This is a genomic window from Tenericutes bacterium MZ-XQ (genome assembly GCA_002838205.1).
In the GTDB taxonomy this organism is placed as follows: Bacteria; Bacillota_I; Bacilli_A; order Acholeplasmatales; family Acholeplasmataceae; genus Mariniplasma.
Genome location: CP017950.1, coordinates 545,396 through 562,232 on the forward strand (window position 1 = coordinate 545,396; position 16,837 = coordinate 562,232).

Sequence of the window (16,837 nt, forward strand, 5' to 3'; positions counted from 1 at the left end):
ATCTACTTTCTGAACATTGTCCATTTGCCCATTGGTTTAAATCCCAAACTCAAATAAATCTTACCTGCTTCAGGATTATCATAAAACAAACAAAGTTCTTTATTTTTTTCTTCTATATATATTTTCATCAAGGTCTTCATTAATCTTGTAGCATATCCTTGACCTCTATATTTTGGATGGGTTGCTACTGCAACAACCATCGCACTTTTAGTCGTCTCAGCTGTTGTCGCAACCGTAGAAATGACCTTTTCATGATCTTCAACAACTAAAGTGATACCCATCTGTTTAGATACCATTTTATCTTTAATAAACTGATCTTTTTCTCTTTTAATAAACTGAAACTCCTCAATTCGAAGTAACAAATCATAAAGTTTCTTATAGTCTTCTTCTTCTGTAGCTACTTTAATATCTGTAACTTCTTCATTATAAGTATTTAAAGTGTTAGCTTTACAAAAGAAAGTTACTTGTTTTTTTGAAAAAGTTAAATAAGGCTCAATCATCTCTAAAAGTTCATATTTACCAGAGAAAATCTCAAATGGATCTTTATTAAAAACTTCTAAGTAAGCATCATTAAAACGATGTTCATGTGCGTAATAGATTGCACTTTCTCGATATCTTAATAAAATACTTTTTAGCTGATGTTCATCATCAAACTCCCCATAAATTCTTTGAAAATCTTGATCAAACCCAAAATGTTCAACATCTCCAATAGGAAAAATATTATATGATGGTTCTTGATATAAATACTCTAATAACTGTTTCTCATCATTTTTTGTTAATAGACGTATCATCATTTTACCTCCAATCGACGCATTAAAGCTTTTAAGTCATATATAAAAACATCTACTTTTGTATGTTCGTCTTGAATGTTCTCTCTAAGCAACTCTGCGCCTAAATATCTATAATAAGTATTGGATTCTGAGAAACGATGATTATAGGCAATCACTTTTTCTTTATCGATATAATAGGATAATCCCTTTTTTAGCAACTCTAATGATATACGCTTTTTTCGATTAGCTTGATCAATCCATAATCCGTTAATCTCTACAGCACGCTCATGATCAGATATTTCTGCATAACTAAGAAAAATACACCCAACGACTTTATCTTGATCAAATGCACCTAATAAAGTTCTTTTATCGTCATGAAGATGTGCTTCATCCATCCATTTTGACCAGAAATCATAAGTTTCATCTAGAGTTATCTTAGATTCAACAACACCATCTAATTCTACATTCCAATAATGAACTTTAAATTTAAGTGCTTCCTTTAAGGAAGTCTTTTCTAAAGGTCTAATCTCCATCATATCACCTCTTAATCTTTAAATCTTACAAAAAAATTCATATTAAAATAAACTTGGAAGTATATCATCAATTGATGATACTCATCATAGTAATACTCTTTAGATAAAAACCCTGAGGTGCCTTTACTTTGAGATAACATTTCGTTAATCCTATCATCAAACTTAATGGCGATTAGTTCTTGTCTAAACGGCAAAACATAATCTTGATTAAAAGATAAAATCTCATATACAGGCATAGAAATAAACGGATCTTGATCCACATTAGGCATAAGTTGTTTCGAAAAATAGATTTCCATATATGCTTTTGGATAATCATCACCAAAGAAGATACGCTTATGATGATAGATTTCTTCACCTAAAACAAAAGGAGCTTCTTTACATAATTTTTGATCTGCATGCAGATATCGCTCATCAAACACTTTCACAAAAAACTTTTGATGAGTAGCTTTAATCATATCAGAAACTGAGTGAACAACTTCATCATTAATATCTACTACTTCTCTATATGTTAGTTCATATTTATCGCCAAATACAGAAACCATTTGCTGTTTAACAAGCATGTTAAATGCCTTAATCACCTGATCCTTACTCATATCAAGACTTTTTGATAGCAACTCAACATCTAATAAATCATTGGTAAACTGATGTGTTAATATTTGGGATTTGATTTGTCTTACGATTTGTTCATGTTCAGGTTCTGTAGATCTATGATCAATTTGAATATTGATGTTTGCTTTCTTTTTCATGATTACTCCTAAAAAATACTGTGTATTCCCCCGGATAATAAGTTATGATACAACAAACAGGTTGATCCTCTTTAAAATATGTTGTTCTTGCAACCACAAGAGGATCATAAATTGCAATGTTTAAAACATCAGAAATCATTTTATCTGCGCTTGCTGCATTTATGCTAGTCACATTTTTTATATCTGACTGATATATATCTTTTAAAATATCCCTTAGCAAGGATTTAGAATTTAGCCAAGCATTAGCTTCAAACATTTGATTTGGACTGAGACAAATATCAAAATAACAAACTGGCAAACCTTGATAACTCACAAGAACTTTACTTAATTTGACTCGATCTTGTTTTTCATGTTTATGCTGCTTATCAAACTCAATAAACCCATCAGCATACTCTGTAGATATAACTTTATAAGTATATTCCTGCCTTAAAGGTATAGACATTTGATCGATATTAGCACTATCAACCATATGTGTTTTTCTCGTGTAAATAAATGTACCTTTTCCTTTTATTCTTTGAATCAGGCCTTGATCTTCTAAAATCTTATACGCTTTTTTTACAACAAAACTACTTACATGATAAACTTGATTCATTTGAACTTCAGAAGGAAGCATATCAAAATGATTGACTTCTTGAGATCTTATCTTCATCTCAACTTGTTCAATGATTTGTTTATAAAGCGGTTTTTTTAAGGTTTTATCCAAACTAAAATAGATCATATATATATCCTCTATGTGTCATTATATCATATAATGGTTATAAAAATTTTAATTTATTCTGCTAATAAATAGGGGGCACCAAAATAAGTGCCCCGCTTTTATGTCACATATTAATTTTCTAAAATTATAGCGATTGAATATGAGATATCTATCGTTTTAAGTGCATAGTTCTAAAGTGTTTTTTCTTAAAGTTTCAATCTAAGACTTAGAAAAGATAAATCTAAAAAAGGATCTGGAATTTTTTATCTCTTTTAGATTTTCTTGTTCCTAATTGTTTAAAGCAACTCTACTTGATCTTCCATTTGTTAAATACGTATCAAACTATATGGTTACATCAAAAGATTTCAAGTTTTTTAACAACTCAACTGTTAGAATACCTTGCCAAGCTTTCTTTGAAACTTCAAATACCTCTAAATCATTTGACCAAGACCAAAGCACTTCTATATAACCGTCTTGATGCATGTTTTTAGCTGAAAATGTAAGTTCAACTTTAATTAAATCCTTAATTTCAGCAAACCCTGGACTCTGTTCTGAAGTAATCACTTGTAATGGTTTTGCACAATAAGTACTAAACCATTTATCATGCTCTTTTTCAATTGTCTTTAGATTCATTTTTGCTAATGCTGATTCAAACTTTTTCACATTCATATCTAAATATATATAATCATAAAGTTCATTAAAACATTTGAGTTCATGCATTTCTACATCTTCTTGCTCAATAAAATAAGTCATCGCTTGTTCAATCATTCTTATTATGATTGGATACTCTTTATCTTTTAAATCCATGTAGTTAAACAAAAACCCTAATAAAGACGCTGTTGGATTATATCCACTTATGGCTTTTTGATCTTCATAATGCCACCACGGCGCATGAGGATAGAGATTGTTAGATGGTATGTTATAATGAAACATCCAGTCATCTTTATGTGGTGTTGTTTTTAAATATTTAACAAGTTTTATGACCATCGGATGATCAATAGAAAGCCCAATCTCATCAATAATCTTTGAAGCTGCCCAACAATCAATCGGATTACTGTTTGGATTTAAAAAATCAGGCTCCAGTCCATGTCCAAATCCACCACCCTCATTTTGATATGATTTCAATGCTTCTACGACTTCATTTTCTGATCCCTGCTCAAAATAAAATCTATATAATGATAACTCTAAAGGTCTTGCATGTTTTTTTATCCATTTTACAGCATGTTTCATAAACACACCCCCGCCTATACGTGTCCGTTTCTTTTATTCTACTAAACATAGACTAAAAAGTCTACATAGAACATGTTAAAATTTTGATATTTAAAGTTATATATAAAAAACTGATAACACATTGATGTGTCATCAGTTACAGACTGTAGACAAAAACAGTTTTCAATGAAGAATATCTCATTTAGAGATGTTCTTTTTTCGTTTGAAGTATAAAAAAAGAGTTTTTCACTCAATTTCAGTTGAATGGTAAAGATATTACCATATGATTGTGGCTAATTTTTTCAAATTGTACATACTTAAAATCATGAAGCTTCGATCCTCATTTTTCCTAAGTCCTCTAAGAAACGTAAATCCCAGGCAATGATTCATTTTTGAAATTCCAAAAACCCTTTCAACTGACGTTTTTCTTTTCGGATATACCTCTTTTCCAATCTCAGATAGTCGAATCCGTTTAGCTTCTTCACTATCTGCTTCATAAAAATGCCTTAATATCACTTTTGTTTTTTGATTTGTACACTGAGTCTTAAAAGGACAATTTAGACAATCTTTCGTTTTTGTTTTATATGCTTTATAGCCTTGTTTATTAGTACCTCTATAAGTTAATACTTTTTCATTTGGACAAATATAATAATCATGAAGTTCAATATACTTGAATCTATGTTTTGTAAAATATAATGCATTGGATGATCCACCTGCACCTTTTCTTCCTTTAGGTCTTTTATAAGGAATTACAGGCTTAACACCTCGTTTAAATAATTCATGAAGTAATACTGGATGATCATACCCCGAATCCATGACTGCCATGTCAACTTCTTCATGGGCATCTATATAATTAATGACTGTTTCAAGTCCAGTTTGACTATCGTGTAAGTTACCCGGAAATACTTGAGATGCTAATACCCATCCGTTTTCATCACTGATCACTTGGTTACTATAGGCTAACTGTCTTTCTTTCTCACCTTTATGAAACATACCGCAGTCCGGATCCGTTAGACTCTTTGTTACTTTTTTAGCTTCATTAAAGTCTATTTCTTCTTTGCCTTCTTCACTTCTAACTTCATTGATTTCTTTTTGTAGAGCTTCTACATACCTGTTCGTTGAATCATTGATTAAGATATCATTGACTTGTCTTTTATTTGCATATGCCTTAATATGTGTTGCATCGACAAATATATTATCCATTTTGACAAGCTTTAATTTCATAGCTTGATATAAAATCGTATTAAATATCTCCTCAAAAACAGAAGTGCCTTCAAATCGACGTACATAGTTTTTTCCAAAGGTTGAAAAATGTGGGACGAAATCATTAAAATCATATCCTAAAAACCACCGATATGCTGCATTAACTTCGATTTCTTCAATTGTTCTTCTCATGGATCTAATGTTGAATAAATATTGAATAAAGACAATCTTAAATAAAATGACTGGGTCTATAGAAGGTCTTCCCATATCATCCGCATATAAATTTTCTACAATATCATAAATAAAACTGAAGTCAATCGCTTTATCTATTTTTCTAACTAGATGATTGTTTGGAACGAGTTTATCCATTTCCATGATGAAGATGTTTTCGCGATTGTTTATTTGATGTTTTGTTAACATGAAATCACCAACCTTTATTGTTATTTTACCATGTTACCTATATATTTATATATAGGTAAAAGTTCATTTTTGATTAAAAAATAAAAAGAGAGTACTCAGAACACTAATCAAACTCTAGGTTTAAGTGTTTTTAAGCAGTCTAAGCCGCACTTTTTAAACTGGTACTCTCACACCTTCATTTTATAACAAAAAATAAAAAAGTACAATATCCGAAGATACTGTACTTTGTCTACAGACTGAAACTGATAACACATTGATGTGTCATCAGTTATGTTTTAGCGATATTGATAATAATAGTAATTCATATAACGGCTATCTTTTTTAGATACACGAGTTAAAACCGAACCAATAATGTTTGCTCCATTGTTTTCTAAAGATTTTATGATATCTTTTGTGATGTGAACCTCTGTATCTCTAGATGCAATAACCAGCAGTATACCATCACAAAACGAACTAATAATAGATGCATCTGCAACAGCTGTCATTGGTGGTGTATCAATGATAATTCTCTCATATATCCCCTTTAAATTATCAATAAATAACTTTAATTGTTCACTTGATAAAAACTCTGCTGGATAAGGTAGTTTTGAACCTGATGGTAAAACATCAAGATTGGCATCAATATGTTCAACAACTTCAGTAATATCATACTTTTTGGTGAAAATATCTGATAACCCTTTTTTATTAATAAGTTTAAATCCTCTATGAATCTTTGGTTTTCTTAAATCCATGTCGATCAGCAAAGTTTTTTTACCACTTTGTGCATAAACTTCTGCTAAATTGATTGCGGTTAACGTTTTACCTTCCATTGCATTGGTTGAAGTGATTCCGACAATTTGAATCTTTTTATTAAACTCAGATAATTCTATATTTGTTCTTAGTTTTCGATATTGCTCAGAAATGATTGATTGTGGTTCAAGTCTAGTAATAGGAATATAAGAACCTCTTTGATCATGTTTTTGTTTTTTATTCATCATCTTTTTGATCCTCCGGCATCACATACTCTGGAATGGTCGCTAAAACTCTTAAATTCAGTTTTTGCTCAATATCTTTACTTGTCTTGATCGTTTTGTCCATCATTTCAGCAATAAAAATGATCCCTACACCCGTAATTCCACCTAAAATGACACCAATCACGACATAAAGTATCCTGTTAGGTCCTGATGGTTGAAGTGGTAGTTGTGCTTCATCCAATATTTCAATATTATCAAAACCTTCATAGGTGCTCGATACCTCTTGCATAACTTTAACCATTTGATTGGCAATATCCATCGATAGCTTAGGATCATTTGTTACTATAGATAATTTAATAATAATTGTATCTTGAACACCACTTATTGATACTTTGTTTCGTAAACTTTCCTGACTATAAGTTAAACTTAGTTCGTCTATCACTTGATCAATGACGATATTGCTTTTCGCTAGTTCTGTATAAGTTTTCACTAACTTTGATGAGAAGTTAAAGTTTTGTTCATTTGATTGTTCTTCATTGGATACTAAAACCATCATTGAAGCATTGGCAGTATACTCGTTATCTAATGCTAAATAAGCATAAACAAACGCACCTGTAAAAAATAACAAAGTGAACCCAATAATTATATACCATTTCCTAAATAGCATGCCAATTAATGACATTAAATCAATTTCATTTGTCATCACATCTTGTTCCATGTCAAATCTCCTTTAATTTATGTTCGTGCTTTATAATATATCCAGGAAAATTAACAAAGATTTGATCTGTATAATCTTTCCCTTTTTTCTTTAAAACGAAATCATAAGCTTCTTTCATTGATAGAATTGTATGAATGTCATGTGCGTCTGATGATACGACATCAATCTGATCGTCTTTAAGTAATTTTAAGGCAATCTTATGAGCTCTTTTATGCTTTTTAGATATTAAGTGCTTAGATGAGACTTGAAATAAAGCACCTTCTTTTTTTAATGAATCAATGTTTCATAATCTAGATAATCTAGACGTTCAGGATGTGCAATAATGACTTTATAGCCATAAAGCCCCATTTCATAGATGACTTCAGATATATCAGTAGTCCTCATGGTGAAATCGACAAGAATGTATTTTGACTGATGAATATTACAGCCACTTCTTACAGTCTCAATTAAATCATCGTGCTCATCAATTTCTGCACCTAAAAAAAGCTCAATATCAATCCCCATATTTTGGGCTTCTGTTTTTAACTGATTAAATCTTCTTGTTACGATTGCATTTGTGCAAGCATAGGGTCGATATTTAGAAACGTGAGGCGTTAATACGATTTGCTTTATACCAATTGAATGCGCAGTTTTTAACATTGTAATTGAGTCTTCAATACTGTGCGCACCATCATCTACATCAAACAAAATGTGTGTGTGTAAATCAACCAATGGAAAAACCCCCATTTCTTAAGCATATAGTGTCTATTATATGGATTATTTCTTTCATTTCTCTTTCTTTTTATAATATTTCTATATATTTTCTTGTATTGCAAAATACTGCATTAGTAATACTTATTAAGCCATTTAAAATGCTTAAATCAACTAAATATGATATGCTAAATATATAAGAGAGGTGTTAATCAAATGAAAGAACTTATTTTTGCATCTTTAATGTCTAATGCAGCATCTTTAGGTGTTCACTGGATATACAATCATACCTATTTAGAAGAGACATCTAAAAGTAAATCTTTGTTATTTATGAAACAAGACAAATTGTTTTATGATAACGCAAAACCTTCGTTTTATATATATCCCGATCATGAAGTCGGAGAAGTAACAGTTCAAGGTGAAATCTTAAGATGGTTGTATGAAGCATTAAAGCAAAATCCCAAATTATCTCAATCTGATTATGAAGCATTACTTTATGAAAAATTTAAACCAGGTGGTTCATATCATGGTTACGTTGAAACCTATGCAAAAAAAATGGTCCTAAAGACTATGTCTAAAGAACTTGATATTAAAACTGATGCATATTTAAGACAAGACACACATCTAGTCGGATTCATGCCTTACCTAGCGACAAAAGCTCTAGAATTACCTATTGAAAAAGCTTGGGAACTCGCACAATTATTTACAGACAATCAATACTATTTAACTTATTATCTCTATTTTGATGTGCTTTTTGAACTGATTAGAGAACATGCATTAAAAGATGCAATCAAACTTGCATTACCTTTTGCACCAGAAACTTATAAAGAAAAACTTGAAAAAGCAATGTCAATCAAAGACACTAATACATTTATTGAAGCATATGCAGGAAGAGCATGTTCTATCGATCAAGCAATTCCAGTCATTATGCATATTTTATACCATACTGAAAACTTTACAGACGCATTAGAATTGAATGCTAAAATCGGTGGAGCTTCATCTGATCGAGGACTTCTCATTGGAGCAATCCTAAATGATGTTTATCAAATTCCAGACTCTTGGATTAAAAAAGTAAATCCTTATTTATCTAAATAAAAAGCCTTTACAAAGGCTTTTTGTTTATCCATGATCGATTTTTAATATATATAACAACTACGAAAAGAAACATTAGGCTTAATTGAATAAGTGCTCCAGTTTGATTAAAAACTAGCGGTATTAAACCAATACTTAAATTTGCCATCGTATGCATTACAAGGGGAGTAACGATACTTCTTTTTGTCTTTTCAAAATAAACACTAATTAAAAAACTTAAACATATCGTATAAAACAAATACCCGATCAAACTTAAACCGATGCCATAGAGTTTTGTAAACTCATTTTGCAAAACATCTTCTATAAAAAACTTAGGTAAGTGCCATAATGTCCATATAAAGCCTATCATTATGCTCGTTTGAAATACACTGTATTTTTCTTTTAAAACTGGAAAAAGATAACCTCTCCATCCAAATTCTTCTCCTAAAGGTCCCATTAAAAATATGATTGTAATAAAGACAATGGGTATTTCATACCAAAGATATGATATATCTGGTACAGCAAGATTAAGTAAACGCATCAAAACATATGCTGATAAAACGATAGCAAGTGGAAGCAAAAATATTGACAGATAATGTTTTAACTTCATTCTAAATTTAAAATGCTCTTTTAAAAATGTTTTTATATTCGTGTTGTGAGTCTTAAAATATAGAAATATACCTACAATAGATGGTATAAATGTACCTATTGTGATCAGATAACTCGGTTTAATCGTATTATTGATGAACAAAGGTAACCATATCATCCAGCTTAAAAAATAACTAAGTCCAATAAATATAAGTATTCTATTTTTATATTTTTCCATCATCAAACCTCTTTTCATTTAAAACCATCATCATTATTTTAAAAAATTAGATCAAGCTGATCATATTTAATGTCTTCAACTGAATGATCAATTTTCGCAATTTTTTTTACGATCAATTTGCTAAACCAACCAAGTTTTTTAAAGTCATATGCACCACCTACATGCGTGATCTTTGCATGTTTTCTAATACTTTCATCAAAATTCATTGAAAGCATTTGTTCATAATTATCTAGATTCATCGCACAAATGAAAACATGAACTTCTTTCGTAAGTAGTACTTCTTTGTTTGTTTCGATAAAAGATTTAACCACTTTATTGATTTGTCCAACGTAAACAGGAGTTCCAATCACTATTTTATCATACATTGATAAATCATCTTTAAACTCTGAAATCTTAACCATATTTTCAAAATGGTTTTTTTCTTTAATATAGGTTGCACATTTTTTTGTACATCCGTGTTTTGATTCATATAATATAATTGTTTTCATGTTTTAATTACCCTCCATAGCATTTTCTATTACTAATAATATAACTTTTGAAGATGTCGTTGCACCTGAAACATAATCGACATTTAAGCTTTGTTCAGCAATAACGCTGTCAATGATACTTTCTGCTTTACCACCTAAACCATAAACATGTTCTAGTAAAATGATGTCTTCTAATCTACCATCTTCGATAAGCACTTCTACTTTTGCACCGATTTGATTCTCAAAATAATATAACCCTTCATAAGTTCCATCTTCATACATAGAAAAATCGATTTGACCTAACGATTCTTCTTGGATTTCTTTCATTTTGCTTGTTAAGGATATCCACATAACGGCACCAAGAATAACTAAAACCGCAAAAAACCCTAACAACACTTTAAATACTAATTTCATTTTTATTAATTTCCTTTCATAAAATCTTCTTTTAATTGCTTTGTTTCATCAAGTATAGATATAAGTGACTGCATCAAAGCTTTAAGTTGATCAGTTTCTAGAGTACTAAACATTTTTCTCATTGTTTGATCATCATTTTCACTTCTATTTTTCCAAAACTGTGCTGCTTTCTCAGTTAATCTTACTCTTAAAATTCTTTGATCATGTTGATCTTTATAAAGTTCAGCATAGCCACTTTTTTCTAATTTCAAACAAATTTGTTTGACATTCTGATGACTTGTTCCAATGAGTTCACTGATTTGACCTAAGTTTAACTCGTTTTGATGTGACCCAATCACGATCATCATAAAAAACTGTTTCGCAGTTAAATTTTCATCTTTAAGTAATAAGTCTATATAACTTTGTAATACATTTGATAATTGGAATAGCCTAACAACGATTTCTCGTTCATATCCTTGTCGTTCCATAAAAACCTCCTAATATGTAACATGTTACCTTTACAATAAGTAATATATTACATATTTAATTTAATGTCAATAGTTTTTGGAAAAAAAGCGAAAAAAAAGTACTTAGCTTGGCTAAATACCTATTTATCTTGATTTCCATTTCGATTATATGTCGTTACAATGCTAGCAACAAATGATTTTACCTCTTCGTTTGTTAAAGATTCTAACTCCCTAGTGATCTTATCTATTGCGAGCTCATCAGCTTCAACATTTCTTTGTTTTTCAATAAATATCTTATCATTACCTGTTTTACATTGATCTTTGTGATTATGATCAACCAGTAACTCCTCAAAAAGTTTTTCACCTGGTCTAAGTCCAGTAAATTCAATTTTGATATCTTCGTAAGGTTTTAATCCATTGAGACTAATCATTTTTTCAGCTAGATCCACAATTCTTACCGGTTCACCCATATCAAGAATAAAGACTTCTCTACCTTGTGCAAATACCCCACATTGAAGGATTAAACCTACTGCTTCTGGGATTGTCATAAAATATCTTGTAATCTCAGGATGAGTAACAGAAACTGGACCACCATCTTCGATTTGTTTTTTGAAAAGTGGAATCACGCTGCCATTGCTTCCTAATACATTTCCAAATCTAACAGCACTAAACTTCGTTTGCGTTTGTCCATTTTGTTGGTCTTGGATGATGAGTTCAGCATAACGCTTAGTCGCACCCATGACGTTCGTTGAACGAACTGCTTTATCACTACTTACAAGTACGAATTTCTTTACACCGTACTTCTTAGACAAAATTGAACAGTTGAATGTTCCAATCACATTAGTTCTTACTGCTTCTACAGCACTTTCTTCCATTAATGGGACATGTTTATAAGCTGCTGCATGGAAAACTAGGGTTGGTTTAAATGTTTTAAATAAATCTTCTAAACGTTTATGATTATAGACACTACCGATCCAAACTTTAAGATCGATTTCTTTATCTTCTTTTTTAAAGTTTCTTAAAATTTCTTGTTGAATATCATAAGCATTATTTTCATAAATATCAAAGATAATCAGTTGTTTTGGTTCATATTTTACAATTTGTCTACAAAGCTCACTTCCAATAGAACCCCCACCACCAGTAACTAAAACAACTTCACCTTTAATGAATGAAGATATTTCGTTATCATCAAGTGATATTTCTTCTCTATTCAGTAAATCTTCAATTTTAACATCAATAATTTTAGGTCTTGAGTCTTCATTGAATTCTGAAACGGATAACATTTTTTTAATTCTTATATTTTTCTTTTCAATCAGTTGATTGATTTCTCTAATTTTTCTATTTGGAAAATCATTGATTGCAATGATAATCTCTTCTATTTTATATTCATCGATATATTGATTAATGGATTCTATGGGTCCTAATATCTTAACACCTGATAACCTTGAACCAATTTTGGTGTGGTCGTCATCTATAAATCCCATAGGCATATTATTTAAATCTTTATTTCTATATATCTCTTTTAAAACGGCTTCTCCGGCAGAGCCCGCACCAATAATAAGTGTTCTTCTACCTAAAGCTTTTTTCCAATCCCAGTTAATCTTAAAGTATAAAATGATACGGTTTGCAACTCTTGGCAATGTGAATAAGAATATTTCAGCAATAGTAATAAAGAAATATGTTGATTTATACATAAATGCCATATCAGATAACCAAATAAAAACAACAATTGAAACATTGGTAAATGCAGTTGCTACTGAGATTTTTATCACATCTTCAAAACCGATGTGATTGACAAGCATATTGTACATGCCAAATAAAGCAAACACGCTAATCTTAAACACAATGATGCCTGGTAAGACATAAAGCATTTGATCAGTGTCCACTGGAATTTCCAATACCATAAACATGAGTATGGCAATGAGATATGTAATTAAAATTGCAATGATATCAAAAGCTATAAATATTAGTATTTGCTTGATGCGTTTCATTTTTGATACGTCCATAATATCCCCTTTAATATGTTTCAGTTCTTTTATGCAATTTAATAACAAAGTTATTTTATCACATTCTTAACAATATTGAAAGAATTCGCAATCTTCTTTCCTCGATTTTCGTTATAAGAAAAACAGCTATTCGCTGTTTTGTTCACATAACTTATAATTTAGTCTATATCCAACACCCCAAATGGTTTCAATAAGTTGCATCCTTGGATCATATGTTAGTTTTTTCCTAAGTCTTGTAATATGAATTCCCAATGCGTTATCTGTAGCTGATTTGTCATTATCCCAAACATAGTTAATGATACGATCTTTAGTTACTGTCTCATCCTTACTCTCTAAAAGTATTGATAAAATCTTGTACTCTACATTTGTTAGATGATAAGATTCATCACCTTTTTTGATTTGATGATTAGCCATATCAATCTCAAACGGACCAAAATGGAATCTATTGATGTTTTTATTTGTTAGTTGATTCAAAAATTTTAAAACAGACATCATGCGTGCATAAAGCTCTATGTCAGAAAATGGAAATTGAATATATCCTTCTGATCCAGCATTTAAAAGTTTTACTCTTTCCTCATCAGAGTGGTTTCGACCAAAAATATAGAGTGGGACTCTCGTCGTTTTTTTGATATTTGAAATAATATGCTGATTAATTAAATCATTATACTCCAAATGTAAACATACGAAATCACAATCCATTAATTTGGATCGATGTTGTCCAACCTCATCAACATTAATGAATCTGACTTGAACATTGTTTTTTGAAAAAATCTCGGCTAAATTTAAGAATGGGTCCTTAATGGTGGTGACAAATGCTATTTTATACAATGTAATACCTCCCCTAGTATTTTCATTTATTCATATTATAAAATATAATTCGTTTCATGTTCATTTCATTTTTTTGAAAGAAACGTATATTTCTTACTTTTTTCTTAACTTTATATGTGGTACCGGTTTCATATCTCTATTTTGCACTATTTTTGAACTTGTTATGCGACATAATTTATTTTTCATTCTATTTTTACACATATATATGATGTTATTTAGAGACAAATTTCTTATGCTTGAAGTTGATTTCATAAGAAATGGTTAAGTAACGAAGTGATTATGTCTATTTAAAGCAAATGTTTCGCAACATTTTTTTCAGACTTAGATGAGGATTTATCATGGAATATTCTAGACTTTCATAATAAGGAACTATCGCATAGATTTCATCAAAAACATCTGTTTTTATACTCTCATCTATTTTAGCAAATATACCGATGACCTTTTTATTATACTTTTTAGCAATCTTCGCAATCCCATAAGGGGCTTTACCAAATAATGTTTGTTGATCCAATTTACCTTCACCGACAACAATGATATCATAAAACCTCAACTTATCCTCTAAATTTGATAATTTTATCATATAATTGATACCTGAATTTAAATGTGCTTGCATAAATGACAACAATCCAAAACCTATACCACCTGCTGCACCTGATCCACTCGTGTTCCTGTAGTTCTTTTTGAAATATGTCTCAACAACATCTGCAAAATGCATCATATTTTTTTCTAAAATTCGAACTGCTTCATCTGATGCACCTTTTTGGGAGGCATAAACCTGTGCCGCACCATGTTTTCCTAATAATGGATTTTCAACATCACTAACGACTTGAATATCTATCTCTTTAATAAGATGATTAAGATCTCTTAGATCAAATGAAGTAATATGGCCTATCATTTCTCCATTGATTTTTTCATTGATAATATTACCTTCGTTATAAAATTTTACACCTAAGGCTTGAAGCATACCTGCACCACCATCATTTGTTGCACTACCTCCAATACCTATATATACGTGTTTTGCACCTTGATCTATCGCTTGCTTGATGACCAAACCCAATCCATAAGTGCTCGTTTTTAAAGGATTTCGATCTTGTTCTTTGATTAGATTTAGTCCAGATACTTTGGCAAGTTCAATATACGCAGTATTTTTATACAAGTAATAAGAAGACTTTATAGATTCGCCCATTGGGTTTAAGGCATCGACTTCAATAAAATCCCCATCAACTACACTTGAAATAGAATCTAAAAAGCCATCACCACCATCACTCATTGGCATGCTTGTGACTTTATGATTTAAGCTTTTTAGGTAAGATTCAATAATTTGATTCACTTCTAAAGAAGTTAAAGTGCCCTTAAAAGCGTTCATCGCAATCAATATATTCAAAACTATAGTCTCCTATTTATTTAATATATAAAAACATTTTACTTTAGAATGATGTAAACTTCAACAATTTTATAACAAAAATAATCATTGACTTATCAGAATAATGGCTTAAAATAAACAAATATAATGATAGCGTTTTTATTTTAAGTGCTTTTATTTGTAAAATTGTACTTTTATACTTCATTTTTTTATTGAAAAAAAGTTCATTTAAGTGTATAATCTAAATAGCATTAACAATAAATAATAGGAGGAGAAAAATGAAGAAATTATTATTGTTATTTTTAGTGATTGCAGGTGTCTTCGGATTAGCTGCATGTAAGAGAGAGTTTGAAATCGCTATGATCACTGACTCAGGTGATATCGATGACCGCTCATTCAACCAAGGAACTTGGGAAGGTATCGAAGCATACGCAGAAGAAAATGATATTTCATACAAATATTATAAACCAACTGAAGTAAGTTTTGATGCATATGTAGCTGCTATTGATTTAGCAGTATCTGGTGGAGCAAAAGTTATTGTTACTCCTGGTTTCTTATTTGAAAATAGTGTACACAAAGCACAAACTTTATATCCTGAAGTTACATTCATCATTATTGATGGAGCGCCTAATAACGTTTCTGACTGGGGTACTGATCCATGGACACTTTATGAAGGTGACACACCAGACTTCACAATTGCAGACAACACATTATCAATCTTCTTCCAAGAAGAGCAATCTGGATTCTTAGCTGGTTATGCCGCTTATCAAGAAGGCTTAACTAATATGGGATTCATGGGTGGACAAGCTGTTCCTGCTGTTGTTAGATTCGGTGTAGGTTTCGCTGCTGGCGCATATTATGCAGCTAAAGAAGCTAATGATATGGATTATGAGTTTGATGCGAATTTTTATGAATATTTAAACACTTTCCAAGGTGGAGCTGATATCGTTTCTAAAGCTGATGCTTGGTATAGTGGTGGTATTGATGTGATTCATGCTGCAGCAGGTGGCGCTGGAAGTTCAGTTATGACTTCAGCACAAAATGCTGAAAAATGGATGATTGGTGTAGACGTTGACCAATCTAGCATAAATGACTATGTATTAACATCAGCTACAAAAGGTTTAGCTGTTGCCGTTACTGAAGCATTAGAAGATTATTATGGTGGTACATTCGAAGGTGAAAGATCAATCACTTTAGGTGCTGCTGATGATGCTGTTGGTCTACCAACTAGTGATTCTTCTTGGAGATTTGAAACATTTACAATTGCACAATACAATACTATCTTTGCTATGGTTGCTGATGGAGACATTGACATTCCAACTATGGGTAGCGAACTTGGAACTTTCATTACTGATTTAGGTTTCACTGCTAATGAAGCATTAGCTACAAAAGCTACTGATTATTAATATTTAACGATTAAACATTTCATTACGACAAATGGGGAAATTAATTTTTCCCCATTTTCTAAATAAAAAGG

Annotated in this window: 18 protein-coding genes; 2 read left to right on the forward strand and 16 right to left on the reverse strand. The window is 30.8% G+C overall.

Going from position 1 to position 16,837, the window contains the following annotated elements; all coding sequences use genetic code 11:
- Positions 1–2: 2 nt before the first annotated feature.
- The 9 genes from BK011_02770 to BK011_02810 all read right to left on the reverse strand — a co-directional run bounded on the left by BK011_02770 (position 3) and on the right by BK011_02810 (position 7,960).
- Positions 3–791 carry a hypothetical protein gene (locus BK011_02770; GenBank protein AUD66128.1) on the reverse strand — a complete coding sequence of 263 codons (789 nt, stop codon included), beginning with the start codon at positions 789–791 and terminating at the stop codon, positions 3–5.
- Positions 791–1,303 carry a hypothetical protein gene (locus BK011_02775; GenBank protein AUD64650.1) on the reverse strand — a complete coding sequence of 171 codons (513 nt, stop codon included), beginning with the start codon at positions 1,301–1,303 and terminating at the stop codon, positions 791–793. The genes BK011_02770 and BK011_02775 overlap by 1 nt, the downstream gene beginning before the upstream one ends.
- A gap of 11 nt (positions 1,304–1,314) precedes the next feature.
- Positions 1,315–2,049 (reverse strand): hypothetical protein, encoded by a 735-nt coding sequence (locus tag BK011_02780; protein AUD64651.1) that lies wholly within the window; start codon positions 2,047–2,049, stop codon positions 1,315–1,317.
- The gene (locus BK011_02785; GenBank protein ID AUD64652.1) at positions 2,015–2,767 is read right to left on the reverse strand and encodes a hypothetical protein; all 753 of its coding nucleotides are present in this window, start codon (positions 2,765–2,767) and stop codon (positions 2,015–2,017) included. The genes BK011_02780 and BK011_02785 overlap by 35 nt, the downstream gene beginning before the upstream one ends.
- 321 nt (positions 2,768–3,088) lie before the next feature.
- Positions 3,089–3,976 carry a hypothetical protein gene (locus tag BK011_02790; protein ID AUD64653.1) on the reverse strand — a complete coding sequence of 296 codons (888 nt, stop codon included), beginning with the start codon at positions 3,974–3,976 and terminating at the stop codon, positions 3,089–3,091.
- 255 nt (positions 3,977–4,231) lie between these two features.
- Entirely contained in the window at positions 4,232–5,578 is a 1,347-nt protein-coding gene (locus tag BK011_02795) for a hypothetical protein (GenBank protein AUD64654.1), read from the reverse strand.
- Positions 5,579–5,853: 275 nt separating this feature from the next.
- Positions 5,854–6,555 carry a hypothetical protein gene (locus tag BK011_02800; protein AUD64655.1) on the reverse strand — a complete coding sequence of 234 codons (702 nt, stop codon included), beginning with the start codon at positions 6,553–6,555 and terminating at the stop codon, positions 5,854–5,856.
- A complete protein-coding gene (locus BK011_02805; protein AUD64656.1) occupies positions 6,545–7,249 on the reverse strand; it encodes a hypothetical protein in 705 nt (234 codons plus the stop codon). Before BK011_02805 ends, BK011_02800 begins: the two co-directional genes overlap by 11 nt.
- A 267-nt stretch (positions 7,250–7,516) precedes the next feature.
- A complete protein-coding gene (locus tag BK011_02810; GenBank protein ID AUD64657.1) occupies positions 7,517–7,960 on the reverse strand; it encodes a hypothetical protein in 444 nt (147 codons plus the stop codon).
- A 195-nt stretch (positions 7,961–8,155) separates the two neighbouring features.
- Between BK011_02810 and BK011_02815 the strand changes: the two genes are divergently transcribed.
- Positions 8,156–9,034 carry a hypothetical protein gene (locus BK011_02815; GenBank protein ID AUD64658.1) on the forward strand — a complete coding sequence of 293 codons (879 nt, stop codon included), beginning with the start codon at positions 8,156–8,158 and terminating at the stop codon, positions 9,032–9,034.
- Positions 9,035–9,041: 7 nt separating this feature from the next.
- Here BK011_02815 and BK011_02820 read toward each other — a convergent pair whose 3' ends face one another.
- From BK011_02820 to BK011_02850, 7 genes are all read right to left on the reverse strand, one after another.
- The gene (locus BK011_02820) at positions 9,042–9,836 is read right to left on the reverse strand and encodes a hypothetical protein (GenBank protein AUD64659.1); all 795 of its coding nucleotides are present in this window, start codon (positions 9,834–9,836) and stop codon (positions 9,042–9,044) included.
- A 38-nt stretch (positions 9,837–9,874) separates the two neighbouring features.
- Positions 9,875–10,324, reverse strand: a complete 450-nt coding sequence (locus tag BK011_02825; protein ID AUD64660.1) for a hypothetical protein — start codon at positions 10,322–10,324, stop codon at positions 9,875–9,877.
- A 3-nt stretch (positions 10,325–10,327) separates the two neighbouring features.
- Positions 10,328–10,717, reverse strand: a complete 390-nt coding sequence (locus BK011_02830; GenBank protein ID AUD64661.1) for a hypothetical protein — start codon at positions 10,715–10,717, stop codon at positions 10,328–10,330.
- Positions 10,718–10,722: 5 nt separating this feature from the next.
- Entirely contained in the window at positions 10,723–11,184 is a 462-nt protein-coding gene (locus tag BK011_02835) for a hypothetical protein (protein AUD64662.1), read from the reverse strand.
- 119 nt (positions 11,185–11,303) lie between these two features.
- Positions 11,304–13,154, reverse strand: coding sequence for a hypothetical protein (locus tag BK011_02840; protein ID AUD66129.1), 1,851 nt, complete (start codon positions 13,152–13,154; stop codon positions 11,304–11,306).
- Between the two features lie 141 nt (positions 13,155–13,295).
- On the reverse strand, positions 13,296–13,997 hold the full coding sequence (locus BK011_02845; GenBank protein ID AUD64663.1) for a hypothetical protein: 702 nt from the start codon (positions 13,995–13,997) through the stop codon (positions 13,296–13,298).
- Positions 13,998–14,280: 283 nt separating this feature from the next.
- Entirely contained in the window at positions 14,281–15,381 is a 1,101-nt protein-coding gene (locus BK011_02850) for a hypothetical protein (GenBank protein ID AUD64664.1), read from the reverse strand.
- 257 nt (positions 15,382–15,638) lie between these two features.
- Between BK011_02850 and BK011_02855 the strand changes: the two genes are divergently transcribed.
- Positions 15,639–16,766 (forward strand): hypothetical protein, encoded by a 1,128-nt coding sequence (locus tag BK011_02855; protein ID AUD64665.1) that lies wholly within the window; start codon positions 15,639–15,641, stop codon positions 16,764–16,766.
- Positions 16,767–16,837 lie beyond the last annotated feature (71 nt).